The organism is Neobacillus terrae, from assembly GCF_011393025.1.
Classification (GTDB): domain Bacteria; phylum Bacillota; class Bacilli; order Bacillales; family Cytobacillaceae; genus Neobacillus_A; species Neobacillus_A terrae.
In genome coordinates, this window is record NZ_JAAOEO010000001.1 from 149,417 (window position 1) to 164,889 (window position 15,473).

Annotated in this window: 13 protein-coding genes; 10 read left to right on the top strand and 3 right to left on the bottom strand. The window is 38.8% G+C overall.

Annotated features, from left to right (window positions below):
- The first annotated feature begins 20 nt into the window (after window positions 1-20).
- From G8761_RS00810 to G8761_RS00820, 3 genes are all read left to right on the top strand, one after another.
- Entirely contained in the window at window positions 21-1,049 is a 1,029-nt protein-coding gene (locus G8761_RS00810) for a DUF2515 family protein (RefSeq protein WP_338000893.1), read from the top strand.
- 409 nt (window positions 1,050-1,458) lie between these two features.
- The gene (locus G8761_RS00815) at window positions 1,459-1,710 is read left to right on the top strand and encodes a hypothetical protein (RefSeq protein ID WP_166022709.1); all 252 of its coding nucleotides are present in this window, start codon (window positions 1,459-1,461) and stop codon (window positions 1,708-1,710) included.
- Window positions 1,711-1,789: 79 nt separating this feature from the next.
- Window positions 1,790-2,149 carry a YppE family protein gene (locus G8761_RS00820; RefSeq protein WP_166022711.1) on the top strand — a complete coding sequence of 120 codons (360 nt, stop codon included), beginning with the start codon at window positions 1,790-1,792 and terminating at the stop codon, window positions 2,147-2,149.
- A 96-nt stretch (window positions 2,150-2,245) separates the two neighbouring features.
- Here the strand turns inward: G8761_RS00820 and yppF are convergent, their stop codons facing one another.
- Window positions 2,246-2,458: a YppF family protein gene (gene yppF / locus G8761_RS00825; RefSeq protein WP_166022713.1), complete on the bottom strand. Its 213-nt coding sequence runs from the start codon at window positions 2,456-2,458 to the stop codon at window positions 2,246-2,248.
- A gap of 342 nt (window positions 2,459-2,800) precedes the next feature.
- Between yppF and G8761_RS00830 the strand changes: the two genes are divergently transcribed.
- The 3 genes from G8761_RS00830 to G8761_RS00840 all read left to right on the top strand — a co-directional run bounded on the left by G8761_RS00830 (window position 2,801) and on the right by G8761_RS00840 (window position 7,237).
- Window positions 2,801-3,334, top strand: a complete 534-nt coding sequence (locus G8761_RS00830; protein WP_207789038.1) for a YppG family protein — start codon at window positions 2,801-2,803, stop codon at window positions 3,332-3,334.
- 647 nt (window positions 3,335-3,981) lie between these two features.
- A complete protein-coding gene (locus G8761_RS00835) occupies window positions 3,982-4,845 on the top strand; it encodes an ABC transporter permease subunit (RefSeq protein WP_166022715.1) in 864 nt (287 codons plus the stop codon).
- A complete protein-coding gene (locus G8761_RS00840; protein WP_166022717.1) occupies window positions 4,838-7,237 on the top strand; it encodes an ABC transporter permease subunit in 2,400 nt (799 codons plus the stop codon). Before G8761_RS00835 ends, G8761_RS00840 begins: the two co-directional genes overlap by 8 nt.
- 361 nt (window positions 7,238-7,598) lie before the next feature.
- Here the strand turns inward: G8761_RS00840 and G8761_RS00845 are convergent, their stop codons facing one another.
- Entirely contained in the window at window positions 7,599-8,075 is a 477-nt protein-coding gene (locus G8761_RS00845) for an Hsp20/alpha crystallin family protein (protein WP_166022719.1), read from the bottom strand.
- A gap of 196 nt (window positions 8,076-8,271) precedes the next feature.
- On the opposite strand from G8761_RS00845, the gene hcp reads away from it, so the two are divergent.
- Window positions 8,272-9,573 carry a hydroxylamine reductase gene (gene hcp / locus G8761_RS00850; protein ID WP_166022721.1) on the top strand — a complete coding sequence of 434 codons (1,302 nt, stop codon included), beginning with the start codon at window positions 8,272-8,274 and terminating at the stop codon, window positions 9,571-9,573.
- A 48-nt stretch (window positions 9,574-9,621) separates the two neighbouring features.
- Here the strand turns inward: hcp and G8761_RS00855 are convergent, their stop codons facing one another.
- Window positions 9,622-10,317 carry a Crp/Fnr family transcriptional regulator gene (locus tag G8761_RS00855; RefSeq protein WP_166022723.1) on the bottom strand — a complete coding sequence of 232 codons (696 nt, stop codon included), beginning with the start codon at window positions 10,315-10,317 and terminating at the stop codon, window positions 9,622-9,624.
- A gap of 119 nt (window positions 10,318-10,436) precedes the next feature.
- On the opposite strand from G8761_RS00855, the gene G8761_RS00860 reads away from it, so the two are divergent.
- The 3 genes from G8761_RS00860 (at window position 10,437) to G8761_RS00870 (ending at window position 15,212) form a co-directional block, all read left to right on the top strand.
- The gene (locus G8761_RS00860; protein ID WP_166022725.1) at window positions 10,437-11,216 is read left to right on the top strand and encodes an alpha/beta fold hydrolase; all 780 of its coding nucleotides are present in this window, start codon (window positions 10,437-10,439) and stop codon (window positions 11,214-11,216) included.
- Window positions 11,217-11,580: 364 nt separating this feature from the next.
- The gene (locus tag G8761_RS00865) at window positions 11,581-13,869 is read left to right on the top strand and encodes a DEAD/DEAH box helicase (protein ID WP_166022727.1); all 2,289 of its coding nucleotides are present in this window, start codon (window positions 11,581-11,583) and stop codon (window positions 13,867-13,869) included.
- Window positions 13,870-13,874: 5 nt separating this feature from the next.
- Window positions 13,875-15,212, top strand: a complete 1,338-nt coding sequence (locus G8761_RS00870; protein WP_166022729.1) for a ribonuclease H-like domain-containing protein — start codon at window positions 13,875-13,877, stop codon at window positions 15,210-15,212.
- Window positions 15,213-15,473: the final 261 nt, after the last annotated feature.

Consider the following 15,473-nt stretch of genomic DNA (forward strand, 5'->3'; position numbering starts at 1 on the left):
CCTATGCAGGCACAAGAATAATGGAAGTAACTCTAAAGGCTTTGAAATATTATGCCGGAAAAGGGATTATCAATATGAATCATCTTACAATACAGGAACAATTGCTAATTCGTCAAATAGAAGATGAAACCGCCCGATCCAATGTTGATAACATTACCAGAACGGATGCTTACTTTAAGTTTTTTTATAAAAATAGAGAAATAATCTGGTCATTCCTTGCAAGTATGGTATCAAGGAATGGCGGATGGAATATGTGTGATCTTGAAGGCGCTATTTTTCCTCAGATGCTGGAATCCCCTGTAAGAAAACAGCTTTTCCTTACCTATGAAAGGGCAAATTGGCTTATTTTTCATGATGTATACCCCCAATTGCTTATCTATGAATATTCGACGAAATTTAATCGCCCGTTGTTTCATCTTTTGAACTATTTTGACGTTTCGGCATTTATCCAGCGGGAGTGGAAGCTGTTTTGGGATAAGAATGATATTTACCGGTTAACAACATCACTTATTATTAATGAACAAAATGTCATCCAAAAACCAGTTATCGAACATCCTGTGTATAAAAATAAAGTGTTTCGGTCCCTAATTTTTTCCTTTCAGGACTGGCTCCATTTCAGCAGTGTATTATTTCCAACCTGCAGCGGAGAGTTATATGGAGCCAGTGTAAATGGTTTTAGAAATCTTTCCGAGCGCATTAATTTAGGGAAGAGGCTGGTAAGAATCCTATTCCATCAAAGACTTTTTCCATATTTTCTTGAATTTGCTGAAAAAACACCCCATACAGGATCACGGCATGACTTCGAGCAATATTTTAAGACAAAAGTAAGAAGAGAGACACCTTTTCTTCGAGCAACTTTTCCTATTATAGAACATCATAGACATGAATATAGAGATTGGAGTTTGGACAGGCGCATTCATTTCAGTTGGATACATCCTGTCCAGCACAGACACCCTATTCATTTGACTGATTGGTATATTCATAAAAGAGATCAGCTTCAGCTCCTTAAGTCACTGCAAAAAGTATGGGATTACAAAAAAGGGGATTAAAAAAGGAAGAGTCAATAGAAGATATTAGACAAAAAATAAATATTAGCTAAAAAAAAGCAAGGGATCCCTTGCTTTTTGAATGTAAAACTTTTTGTCCTAAGCCCATTAATTACTCTGCTGGACGATTTTCCCCAATTAATTTTTTATCACCATATCCCGTTTTTTTGCTATCTTGGCGGCTTGCCTGGGTTTTGTTTTCCTTACCCTTCTGTTTCATGGTTTAAACACCTCCCGGAGTTATTTTGCCCAGGTTCGTGCCTTTCATTCTTAATCTGTCTGTGTCGAATGGCAAAGAAAAAGCCATCGAATTCCATTTTCTTTGCCGAATAGCTTCTAGTTTTGTCAGGGTAGAAGGATAGGAAAAATAAAAGGCGAATATTCGTGGTAGAATATGAAGGAGGTTTTATTAATGAACGAAACTGTATCGCAAAAGGAACAGGTGTTACTTATGATTTCTCAAATCTCCAGTCAGCTTGAAGAATTGGAGAACCTCCTGGACTCCTCATTTTCTGGATTGCGTAATCAGTTATATTTAACTGAAGCTAAGAAAATAGAAGTGGTTAAGGAGCAAATAGATTCATTTGATAAAGAAGCTCAAGACCGACATAGTGAAACTCTAGTTCACACTGTAAACAGCTTAGGGCTTGAACTTAGTTTTTAAAAAGATAAAATATAAAGAAGGAAAAGTAGCTTTCGATTTGAATGCTGCTTTTATTTTGGCTTTAAAAGGGGAAATATATATGGAAGATCGTCTGGGTGTATTGACTGATACTTTATTAAAGTTAAACGATCAAATTCTTAAAACATTTGAGGAAACGAAAAAAAGTGGCCAGGAGGGAGATTTCTACAATGAAGTAAAACCCTTTGCAGATAGAGTTAAGGCAGCAAGTGACGATTGGAAAGAGCAGGCTTTAAAATGGTACTTGACACATCGGCCCAAGAATTTTCACTCCAGCCAAATAGAATCGGTTCATGACCATATTGGAAATATTTCTATTCAGGCCTTTTACCCACAAACAAGCAAAGCTAAATTTTTACATGCATCCAAATCAATTGATTATAATCTAAGTGTTTTGTTGGAATCCGTAAAACAACAGTAAAAGGGTGCCCTTAAATGAGGGCACCCTAGTTTTTTACTTATTGAAAAATCTTCACTTGATAAGAATCAGTGTTTAAGCAGCTTAAACCAATTCTTTTTAATTTTTACTTTCGATGAGGGAGTTATCTTCTGCGTGGTCCAGCTGCACTGCTCCCTGGTTTTCTAGTTCGCGGACAAGCTGACGGTATTCCTTGAATGTTATTTCATTATGAATGTAAGCCTTCTTGGCAAAAGCCATTAAGTCATTCGGATCTTTAGTCTGGTAATCCCGATTTTCTGTAAATTTAGCTTGAAGTTCATGAATATCCATCTTTGTCTCCTCCTTCATCTTTTTTTTACTGTATCATAAAATAGCTTTTTTTCTAGTTTTTAAAAAATTTAAACTTCCGACAATTTTCACCAATTTTGTTAATCTTGCCTGGTATTTTCGCTCACGCCGCTCGCTTTTCGCTGGAGTCTCGCGCCTTTCAGGGCAAAACCCTTTTAAAAAAATTGCTGTAGATGTTAACAGATCGTATCATAACCAAAATGCAAATGCATTATCGCTGACTGTCGATCGCTGCTAACGATCAACTTCATCTAAAAAATAGTCACACATGGGTTCTATCTTTCATAAATTGTATTGATGAAAAAGCGGAGGAGATGTTTGCCCATGTTTGGAATTCCGAATAAACCATATGACTTCAATCAATATTACCCGGGGCAAATGCAGCAAGGGAATCCGTACCATACAAACGGTTTCTTTCGAAACACCCCGTATCCTTATCAGCCACAGGAAAATTATCAGTATTATCAGTCCCCTAACTATTATAATGGAGCCATTCAGCCATATCAGCCGCAGCAAAATATGCAGGGTTACCAAAACAATCACTATTTTAATTCACAGAAAGATCAACAGTTTTTGTTTCACAATCCACTGCAGCCGCAGGAGGATTATTACGGAAACCCATATGCCCAGCAAAACGAATATCAGCAATATAATCCTTATATGAATGCTAACCCGTATCCTAAACCGGGTATGATGCCTAAGCAGCCAGGAGGATTTCAAAGCTTTATGAATTCCTTTAAGTCACAGGATGGATCAGTGGATTTTAATAAAATGATGAATACAGCAGGTCAAATGATGAATGCTGTTAACCAGGTATCTTCATTAGTGAAAGGGTTCGGCGGAATGTTTAAGGTATAGGAATTCCTTTGCCTTTATCATTGTTGAACCTTTAGTGGGTAATTTTAATTTATATAAAATTAATAATGAAAAAAGGCCGCCACTGGCCGCCTCAGACTGTAGTCAAACTCCATGGAACGAGTTTGCCTACAGTCTTTTTATTTACTAGAGGGGGCCTGTTGATTTCCCTTCATAGGCACTCGCTTTCTGCTAGGCGTGTGGTGAGCCTGTCAAGTTTCAGGACTAGCCTCACGAGGTCGTTTCGGTCCGGATGTTGAAGTAAAAGTTCAGCTTCATCCTCAGGCACTCCAGCGCTTGGCGGCGCTGAACAGGTCTCTTCCGTTCTTTCTCCTCGGTGGACACGCCTGTGGGGTCTCGTCTGACAGCTAATCCCGCAGGACATTGAATAAGCTCTTTTAATCAACAGCGCACGAAGGAAAAATGCGGTGTCACAAGGGAAGCATCCAGGAATTTACAACGCACAGATTTTTGCGTAAGCACAAGGAAAGGTTCCTTGAATTTACATCGCACGATATAATATAGTAAAAATTCTTTAAATTTTGTAATCTATATGTTATTTTGGTAATTACCGGTAATTTTACTGAAAAACCAGCGGTAAGCCACTCATACTAAACAGAGAAATAGAAAGAAAAAAGGGGGAATTTAAGATGGTTCGCATCATCCAGCAATCAGTGATCATTTTTACACTGATTCTACTCCTTGCTGCACTGCCTAATATCCTTGGAGTCAACATGGAAACACAGAAGCCTGAATGGCATTTTGAAAGATTGCCGCAGATTTATACAGATTTCATTTCAAACCTTAGCCAGGGAAGTCTGGGTACATACCAAATTGGAGCTGAATCAAGACAGATTTCAGACGAGATAGGTGATAACTTTGTTATTAGTTTTCTATTAATAGCAGTAGGAGTTAATATTGGGATTATTTTCAGTCTTTTTTTCGGGGTATTTGTAAGCCGCTTCAGATTCACAAGAGTTTTTAACATTATGCTTAATCTGCTTGCTGCCATCCCAGATTTTATCCTCATAATCCTATCTTTGATTCTGGCGGTAAAAATCTATAAAGAAACCGGTTTTAGGGTAGTTTCCCTTCGTCCGGATGCTGGCCCTATCAATCTATGGTTTCCTATGATACTGGTTGGGATAGCACCGACCTTATATTTATTTAAAAATATTGCGGTGAAATATTACCAGATAAGCGGTGATGATTATATAAAAACCGCAGTCGCAAAAGGAATGAAGCTTAATTATATTAACTTTCAGCACGTTTTTAAAAATATTGAGCCTTTTATTGTTGCTGAACTGGTTAAAGTAATCTCCCTTGCAATCGGAAATCTATTCATAGTTGAATATCTCATGAATGTATCTGGAATAACGAAGTTTATTTTTCTAAGCAACGCAGCCCAGCCGCTTGCTGTTGGATTGTTCTCACTACTTGTCATTTCTCTGCTTGTTTATATTTCTGCAAGGCTATTACTCTATTTGTTTAAACGAGGTTTTATTTATGAATAGATTATTGCGGCTTAATTACTCATTGTATATAGGCGCTTTATTGGTTTCCATTCTGCTGTTTTTTGCGATATTTGGCCCATATATGGCCCCTCATACTCTTATTGAGACAATGGAAACTCATTATAAAAACGGCAAGATATTAGCTCCTCCAGTTGAACCGTTCAAGTTCAAGGAATATCCTCTGGGAACGGATCGATGGGGATATGATATTCTATCGATGATTTTAAATGGGATTCGCTATACGGTGTTTATCTCCCTGGCAGTTACTATTATTAAAATGGCTATGGGAACCCTGATAGGTCTTTATGTTGGAACATGGAAAAAGGTTCCGGGCTGGATCGAAGCTTTTGAAAACGCCTGGAGCTACGTTCCGCTGTTTATTATTCTTTATTTTTTCTTACGCCCAATTAATATAAACAGTTTCCTTACACCTATGCAGCTGATTCTTTATTTTATTATTGTAACTTCAGCCATTAGCATTCCGAGTATCATTTCATCTGTACGGTTAAAATCTGCGGAGATTAATAAATCAGTCTATATTGAAGCTTCCAAGACACTTGGTGCCGGCAGAAACAGGATGGTCTGGTTTCATATTTTCCCACAGATGAAGGAATCTCTTCTAGTGATGTTTATCCTGGAAATTGTTTATGTTATTACAATTATGGGTCAGCTTGCACTGATGAATCTTTTTGTGGGCGGGACCCGTCAAACTTTTGATCCTATTATTTATAACTCAATTACTAAAGAGCTTGCTGGTCTTGTTGGTCAGGCAAGAGGAAATGTATATGGAACCTTTCATGTATTGTTAATTCCTCTTGCAGTCTTACTTTTTATTACCATTTCATTAAGCCTGCTTGCTAACGGATTAAAAAACAGGTTCCAATCAAATTATCAGCGGACTCCTTGGATTAAAACAGGCTTTGAACCAAAATTAATGCCAAAACGGAAAGAATTTGGTCAGGGTAAAAGAGTATGGCGACTTACACCAGAACGAGTTTCTCTCGGAATAATAGCAGTTGCCTTCGTTGCAGCCGGCAGCTATGTATACGCCGAGAAGGATGCCAATGTTGGGGTGAAGAATTATAGCCAGGCAGGCTATGACATTCAATTAAAAATGCATCATAACGGTGTTTTTCATGCCAAGGCAAACATCAAAGCTAAGAATCTTTCGGGAAAGAATTGGAACGAATTGGTTTTTTATTTTATTCCAAATGCTTTCCAAAAGGGCCATCAGTATAAAAGTGTTAAAGGTTTTTCTAATGTGAAAATCAACAGCATAAAGGTAGAGGGTGAAAAAGCAGCATTCATTCTGAATAAGGATACCTTAAAAGTTAAGCTTGCTGGAAAAATGAAAAAAAATGAATCCAGAACAGTTGCTGTGGATTATACTTTTACAGTTCCTGAGGAAGGAAACAGGTTCTCTAAAGTAGAGGATCGTTATTACCTTGCCCAATGGTATCCAATGCTGGCAACCTTTGAAAAGGGAAAATGGAATAAAAAGGATTATCAGGATGGCTTGGAGACGTTTTTAACCGGTTTTTCGGATTTTAAAATAAAATATGATTTTCCGAAAGGATATTCTATAGCTTCTTCCGCAGATGAAGATCCAGCTCTTAAGAAAAATAAAGGAGAGATTAAAGCTGAAAATGTTAGGGAAGTATTTATTGCCGCCTTTAAGGATATGAAACATTATGATACTGATTCAAATGGGGTGAAGATCCGCCTATTTTCTGAGGGCGATCACAATAAAGATCCAAAAGAGGCTTTAAAACTGGCTAAAAATGCCCTTTCTTTTTATCAGGAAAAGATAGGAGAGTATCCTCATAAGCAGTTGGATATTGTTATGGATAAAGGACAAAATATGGAATATCCTGGTGTTGTAACAGTTGACCCTTATACGGAAAATGATAGATTTTTTAAGATCGCCATTGTACATGAAATTGCCCACCAGTATTTTTATGGAGTCGTTATTAACGATCAATACAACGATGCTTGGCTGGACGAGGGAATTACCGAGTTCGCCACTAATATGTATTTTCATATAGGTGCTAAGGAATCTATATTCCAGGCTCAGCTTTTCTCTCAGGGCAGAATGAAAAGGGCAGAAGAACTGAATTTAGAAAGACAGTATTCCAATCTGCCAGTGAATGAAATTAAAAGCACTGCATTTGTATATGGACAGCCTGCTCTTAAACTTTATGAAATGGTTCAGGATCACTTCATCATAAAAGGAAAGGATCCGGAAACTGTCAGTATGCAATACCTATCTGACTACTACAACCATTTTAAATACAAGCAGGTTGACACAGCTCAATTTTTAAAATTCACTACAAATTATTTTTATATTCCAACTGGGTATTTCAGCGACTGGCTGAATGTAGAAAAAATTTAATAAAAACAAAAAAGCTGCCATGTAGGGTCTAAATCAATGGACCAATTAGGCAGCTTTTTATTATGCATTGAGTAAGTTGAAGTTACTTAGGGGGCACCTCCGTAGTTCTATTCTTGTCATGCATCCATGTCTAGGGGCAGGCGGTCTAACCCAATCCATCGGAAGGTTAAAGAACAGCCTTTCTCACTGGCTCATCTTATGCTAGCTGCCACTAGTTCAAGTAATTTGCCCAACCGGGCTTTCTGGGACTAATCTCAAGTGTGGTGCCAAAGATTTGTCCTCGAGCAGGGCTTTCAGAGACGAATCTCAGGTGCGGTCCCAGGAGAAATCCTAACTGGTTTACTTGGGCATTTCAGCTTTTCTATTCAATTTCAATTATTTTTCCTTTTTCATGGGGTATCTTTATTTCAAGAAGTCCATCGCGATAGGCAGCTTTAACAAATTTTTCATTAACTGGGCGGGGAAGGGCTATGGTCCTGGAAGCATGCTGGAGAAACTGTCTCTTCCTGTAGATCTGGTTATGGTCGTCTTCTTCTTTTAATAGCTCGTTTTGCTGAACGGAAATATTTAAATAATTCCCCTTTAAATCAATATGGATTTGATCCTTTTTTATTCCAGGAAGCTCGGCTGTAATAATCATTTCCTTATCAGTTTCCCGCGTTTCAACATGGAATGGCGCAACAGGGAAAGGATTTTTAAAAAAGTCGTCAATAGTTTGCAAAAATCCCTTAACAGGCTTTTCCTGTAAAAAATCATTCATTGTTTTCATTAGCTCTCCAAAGGGTTCGGATTTATTTTTTTTCCCCTTTTGAGAATCTCCTTGCTGCTGTGAAGACATAGTGTCTCTCCTCACTTTCCGAAAATTTTCTTTCTAGTATATGATGTTGGCCTTCATCAGGTGAGTGACACTATATCGATAAATAATTTTGAACGATTTTTGAACAATCCCTTTCCTGTGATTTAAATCACAGGCATCGTGCTTCTTCCCCTGTATTCTGTTACAGAAGATAAAGATGTGAAAGCGGGGAATTTAAATGTTTTGTTATCAATGTGAACAAACGCCTTCAGGCGGCTGTAAAGTAGTAGGGGTATGCGGGAAAGATGAAACGATTGCAAGTCTGCAGGATACAATCATATTTGGATTAAAGGGAATCGCAGCGTACCGAACTCATGCCAATCAGCTTGGATATACAGATCCTTTTGTTGACGCTACTACGCATGAAGCATTATATATGACACTCACTAACTCCAATTTTAATGTTCAGGAGCATATTGATATGGCAATGAAAGTGGGCCAGTCAGCTGTTAGGATGATGGAAGTACTGGATGAGGCCCATACTAAACGGCTTGGCATTCCACAGCCTATTCGGGTAAGCCAGAACAAAATTGAAGGAAAAAGTATTGTTGTTTCAGGACATAATCTTTTTGCCTTAGAAGAACTTTTAAAACAGACAGAAGGAAAAGGCATTAATATTTACACCCATTCCGAAATGCTGCCTGCTCACGGTTACCCGGCATTAAAGAAGTATTCCCATTTAAAGGGTAATATCGGTAAAGCCTGGTACGACCAGCGCCGCTTATTTGAAAAATTTCCTGGTGCTATCCTGGCAACAACTAACTGTGTAATGCCTATTAAGGGAACCTATGCGGATAGAATGTTCTCCTATGAAGTTGCTGGCCTTGAAAATGTTCAAAAGATTGTAAATGAAGACTTCAGTCCACTTATTGAAAGAGCACTTGAGCTGCCGGAAGCAAACATTGAATCCGATGAAACATTATTAACCGGGTTCCACCATGAAACAGTTCTTGGCCTTGCACCTGAAGTGATTGAAGCTGTGAAATCAGGAAAGATTAAAAGATTTTTCGTCATCGCTGGATGTGATGCACCAGGAAAAGGCGGAGAATACTACCGCGAGTTAGCAACCTCGCTTCCTCCTGAAACAGTTATTCTGACTACATCATGTGGAAAATTCCGCTTCAATGATGTTGATTATGGGGTAGTACCGGGGACAGAAATTCCTCGCTATATTGACCTTGGCCAATGTAATAATTCAGGCTCAACAGTGAAAATTGCAAAAGCGCTTGCTGACGCTTTTGAATGTGAGATTAACGAGCTCCCAGTAAGTATTGTTCTTTCCTGGTTTGAACAAAAAGCGGTTGCTATTCTTTTAGGTCTTTTCAGCCTTGGGATTAAAGATATTCGGATTGGGCCTAAAGCGCCAGAATTTATTTCGGAAGGGGTTTTAAATGTTCTTCAGGATACCTTTAACCTGAAATTAATAGGAACAGCCCAGGAAGATATGAATGAAATGCTTAACCTTTCTTCTCAAAAATAAGAACTAAAAAGGCTGCCCTCAATACAGGGGCAGCCTTTGATATTATAATTATTGCAAAATCTCTTCTAATAGTCTTTCAGGATCGATAATCATATTTCCTTCATCATCGACTTCGATTAATTCGTCCCTTTTCATTTTTGTTAGTGTCCGGCTAATGGTCTCCCGTGTTGTACCAATCATGTTGGCAAGATCGCGGTTAGTAAATTCACCCTTTAGCCAAAACTTATCATTTGCGAGTTCCTTGCCATATTTCTTTGCGAGTCTTACAAGCAATTTAATAATTTGTTCATAGGTATTATTAAGAATCTGTTCTTCCAGCCTGTTCTGCAGATCCACAATTTTTTCTCCAAGAACTCGGAAAACCTTAATGCAAAGTTCGGGATTTTCAATAAGAATTTTTTCAAATTGCTTAATAGGAACAGCTATGAGAGTTGTTTGCTCCATTACCTCCGCAAATGCGGGATATTCACCCTGGCGAAAAAAGCCAACATGCGGGAACATTTCTCCCTGTTTCATAATAGCTACAATTTGCTCTTTACCACTCAAATCACTCTTATAGACTTTAATCCGGCCTGAATAGATAAAATACACATTTTCCAACGGGTCACCCTGCAAAAATACATGGCTCCCTTTTTTCCAATCACGAGTAATAGATATATCAACGATTTTGTCCATTTCCTGGCTATTTAACTCCCTAAAAATTGAAAATGCGTTTAGGACTCTTTTTATATCTTCATGTTTCAATATTCTCACCTCTAAGTATAGGTTCGAGCAATATACCTTTTCATCCCTTTTCAATTATAGTTTAAAAAGGTGTGGTGAGGGAATTTTAAATTTAAAATTATAATGGTAGGGTGGGAGAAATGACTAAAGAACTCTATTTAAAAGAACATGGAAATACGGAGGGGCAAACTGTTCTGCTGCTTCATGGTTTTTGCGGAAGTTCAAAGTATTGGGAAAATGTTATCCCCCTATTAAGCAAGGATATGCATGTTATTGTTCCGGATTTAAGAGGCCACGGAGAATCACCTTCTCCTGAAGGAGGCTTCTCTATCGAAGATATGGCTGAAGACGTGCATAGGATAATTGAAAAACGGGGAACCGGAAAGATATTCTTGTTCGGACACTCATTAGGCGGTTATGTAACACTGGCATTTGCGGAAAAATATAGAGAAAATCTTGCTGGATACGGTTTGATACATTCAACTGCATTCCCTGACAGCCATGAAGCAAAGGAAGGAAGACTCAACAGTATAAAGAAAATCGAGGAGGAAGGGATTGAGCCATTTGTGGACCAGCTGGTGCCAAAGCTTTTTGCTGATCCCTCCCAGACAGGCATAGAGGATTCTGTCAGAGTGGCTAAAGAAATTGGAGCAGGAACAAGCCCTCAGGGAGCAATAGAAACTTTAAAGGCAATGAGAAACCGTACCGACCGTAATTATATTCTTAAAATGGAAACTACTCCGGTGTTATTATCAGCGGGAAAGGGGGATAAAGTTATTACCCCAGATAAAACCTTTTCTGTGTCTGGCGGACATATAACCCAAATACTTTTAGAGCATTCCGGACATATGAGCATGTACGAAGAACCAAAGAAACTTGCTGAATCATTGCAAGAATTTATTAGGTTGCATACAATTTAGACCCCGTCTGTGACGGGTTTTTTATTTTAACTGACAAGCCAGTAAATGTTTTGAAGAACAAAACATTGGCCTTACTCTTAGAAAAAGGTCTTTCATAAAGACAATGAAAGACCAAACATGGCCGTGCTCTTAAAACATAAAGGTTATGAAGATAAATCTTGATGGGACTCTTAGAAAAAGTTCTTTCATATAGAGGATGAAGACCAAAAAATAATAGTCCTTGTCCTTCATCTGCGGATGGCCTGGTATTCGACCGGTTCACTGCCTGTTAAAAATTCCCTTAAAATATTATGCGAATTTCATGATAAATATCTTTTTTCACGAACGTTCATTCGCTACAATAATAGTAATGGGGTGAATGATTATGAAACTTCGAAAAAACCTTCAGGAAATTCTTGAAGATTTAAAAATACATGAACAATTTAAAGAAAATATTGTCACCTGGAGGACCATTGAGGAACGTCCGGCTAAAAACGTTCCGCTGCCCGGGGACCTTCACGTTCAGCTTAAGGAAGCATTAGAAAATAGAGGGATTGGGCAGCTTTATACCCATCAAAAAACCTCCTATGAAACAGTTATGTCAGGCAAAAGTATTGTTGCTGTAACACCTACGGCATCGGGGAAAACGCTTTGCTACAATCTTCCTGTTCTGCAAACCGTTTTATCAAATCCAAATGCCAGAGCTCTTTATATGTTTCCCACTAAGGCACTAGCCCAGGATCAGAAAAGTGAAATTAATGAAATTATTCAGGAAACAGGGATGAATATTAATAGTTATACTTATGACGGAGATACACCCGCTAATATCCGCCAAAAGGTAAGACAGGCTGGGCATGTGGTAATTACAAATCCTGATATGCTTCACTCAGCAATTTTACCTCATCATACGAAATGGGTTTCGCTGTTTGAAAACTTAAAGTTTGTAGTGATTGATGAACTTCATACATACAGAGGTGTGTTTGGAAGCCATGTAGCCAATGTGATAAGGAGACTAAAACGTATTTGCAGGTACTATGGCAGCGACCCAGTGTTTATATGTACATCAGCAACTATTGCCAATCCACTTGAACTAGCAGAAAATTTGACTGAAAGCGAAATGACACTCATTGACAATAACGGTGCACCAACTGGAAGAAAACATTTTCTATTTTACAATCCACCTATTGTAAACAAGCCGCTAAATATCAGAAGAAGTGCAACACTGGAAGTTAGAAAGCTTGCAGGAGAGCTCTTGAAAAATAAAATTCAAACCATTGTTTTTGCCAGAAGCAGAGTTCGTGTTGAAATTATTTTGACTTATTTGCAGGAGCTGGTTAAAAATCAGCTTGGCCCCAAATCAATTATGGGTTATCGGGGAGGTTACCTGCCCACAGAAAGAAGAAAGATTGAAAAAGGGCTTCGATCAGGGGAAATATACGGTGTTGTCAGTACAAATGCATTGGAACTAGGCGTCGATATCGGCCAGCTTCAGGTCTGCATTATGACTGGATATCCTGGTACCATTTCTAGTGCGTGGCAGCAGGCTGGCAGAGCTGGCAGAAGGCACGGCGAATCACTTGTCATAATGGTTGCTAGCTCCAGCCCGCTTGATCAATATGTCATCCAGAATCCCGAGTATTTTTTTACCCAGAGTCCCGAGACGGCCAGAATCAATCCGGATAATTTGATTATCCTTATTGACCATATGAAATGTGCGGCCTATGAGCTTCCATTTAAGGCTGGAGAAAAGTTTGGCAATGTTGAGACAGAAGAGCTTCTCGAATACCTGACGGAGGAACGTGTTCTTTATCAGAATGGAGACAAATGGTACTGGATGAATGATTCCTTCCCTGCCCACAATATAAGCCTTCGATCTGCATCGCAGGAGAATATTATTATTGTTGATCAAACAAATGTAGCCAATGTGAAGGTTATAGGTGAAATGGACCGGTTCTCGGCCATGACACTTCTCCACGAAGAAGCTATTTATTTACATCAAGGTACCCAGTTTCAAGTTGAAAAGCTTGATTGGGAAGAGAAAAAAGCGTTTGTCCGGGAGGTAGACGTAGATTACTTTACAGATGCCAATCTAGCAGTCCAATTAAAGGTATTAGAAGTGGATAAACTTCTGGAACATCCCGACATGGAAATTGGATATGGCGATGTTAGTGTAAGGGCGATGGCAACTATTTTTAAAAAAATTAAATTTGAGACACATGAAAACATAGGTTCAGGACCCATATTCCTTCCCGAAGAAGAACTGCATACGAGTTCTGCCTGGATTTCCTTAGACAAACCTCTTGCAGATATGGGACATGAAAGGCTTGAACAGGGCCTTGTGGGGACAGCGCATGCACTAAACCACATAGCTCCTCTATTTGTTATGGCGGACCCTCAGGATATCCATGTGGTTCCGCAGGTTAAGGCGGATCATAATGAAAAGCCAACTATTTTCTTTTATGACCGCTATCCAGGTGGAGTTGGGCTAAGCGAAAAAATTTATACTGGTATGGTTCCGGTATTTCGTGAAACAAGAAAGATGGTAACCGGATGCCAATGTGAAAGCGGCTGTCCTTCCTGTGTCGGAACGGAGGCTGTTAGTGAGACAGCCAAAAGAGATACTCTTAAAATTATTGATTTCTTTTTAGATGCATCGGCTTCAAAGGAGAGGTGAGAGCTTTGTCTTTAAAAAATAAATTAAACCGTTTAAAACCGCATTTAGGAAGCGGTAAGCAAGAGGATCTAAGCAAGTCCTCTCACCTGATAAAAGAGGAACACTCTGGAGGCAGCGTGATACCTTCAGAAAAAGAGCCGGAAATAGTCATACCTTATTTGGACCAATGGAAAGCGGAAGGGGCATTACCATATTTTTTCGATAATAATTATTGCTTAGTAAGGGAAGTACGTTTCCCACTGGACCAGAAACATGGACATTTTCGGTTTCGTGATTTTCTGCAGGCAGTTAAAGTCTGGAACGAAATAGGGATTTCTCATCCTCTCTCAGCCTTAGGGCATCATCCTGAAGAACTATTTTTCTTTGATACAGAAACTACAGGACTAGGAGGAGGTACAGGCAATACAATCTTTCTGCTTGGGTATGCAAGCATAAAAGGGGAAGAGCTGGTATTGAGGCAGCATGTACTTCCTAATCCAGGGGCTGAAGTCCCGCTCTATCAAAGCTTTTTGGAAAGCGTAAATTACAAAACGCTTGTCACTTACAATGGGAAATCATTTGATTGGCCCCAAGTTAAAACAAGGCACACCCTTGTACGCGAGCATGTTCCCAAACTCCCGTCTTTCGGGCATTTTGATTTGTACCATGCTTCAAGACGCCTTTGGAAACATAAGCTTGATCGGCTAAAGCTTTCTATGGTAGAAAAGGAAATATTAGGAGTTCTGCGTGAAGATGATATTCCAGGCCATTTAGCACCCATGATTTATTTTGATTTTATTGAGAGGAAACAGCCAGAAGGAATGCTGGGGGTGTTAAAACATAATGAGATAGACATTCTTTCACTTGTCACGTTATATACTCATTTGACATTCCAAATCTGCGGGCTTGATGAAGGGCAAACAAGCCAGGAGACATATGAAGTAGGAAGATGGTTTTCCTCATTAGGAGAAAAAGGGGAAGCAGTAAAAAGGTTTGATTCAATCGCCGAGGGAGATGATCATGTTTCTGCCCATGCCCAGCTTGCTCTTGCATACGAGAGGAAAAAAGTAAGGGATTGGGAAAAAGCACTAATTCTTTTTCAGGCTGTGGCCGATTCTGGTATTTCTGATATTGGAAGAGAGGCTTGCATCGAAGGGTCAAAGATTCTTGAGCACAAACTGAAAAATCCACAAATAGCATTAGAGTTTGTTCACAAGGCTCTTAAAATGGACGAAAAGCCCGCTGAAATTCCTCCATTGTTTTTAGCGGATGCTCTAAAAAGAATAAAGAGACTCGAAAATAAATGCAGAAAATTCCCTGAGGAAGCTGACAAAAGGACAGGAAATGACCTGTCGATTTTATAAAACCATAAAATTCATAAATTTGTAACAAATTTTTAATTTTTTATGCCGAAATTCCTATAAATTTGTGTTGTGAATGGGGTAAACAGAGAGTAAAATGTTAAATTGTAGTGTTAAAAACTATTAATAACAACACAGTGGAGCTGGTATTATGTACAAAGCAATTTTATTTCTTTTCTTCATTGTGGTTTGTTTAACTGCAGTTCTTTTTACAAGTCTAAAGGACAGTTTCTATACAATGCTGTAAAATAGGTGTTTTCATTA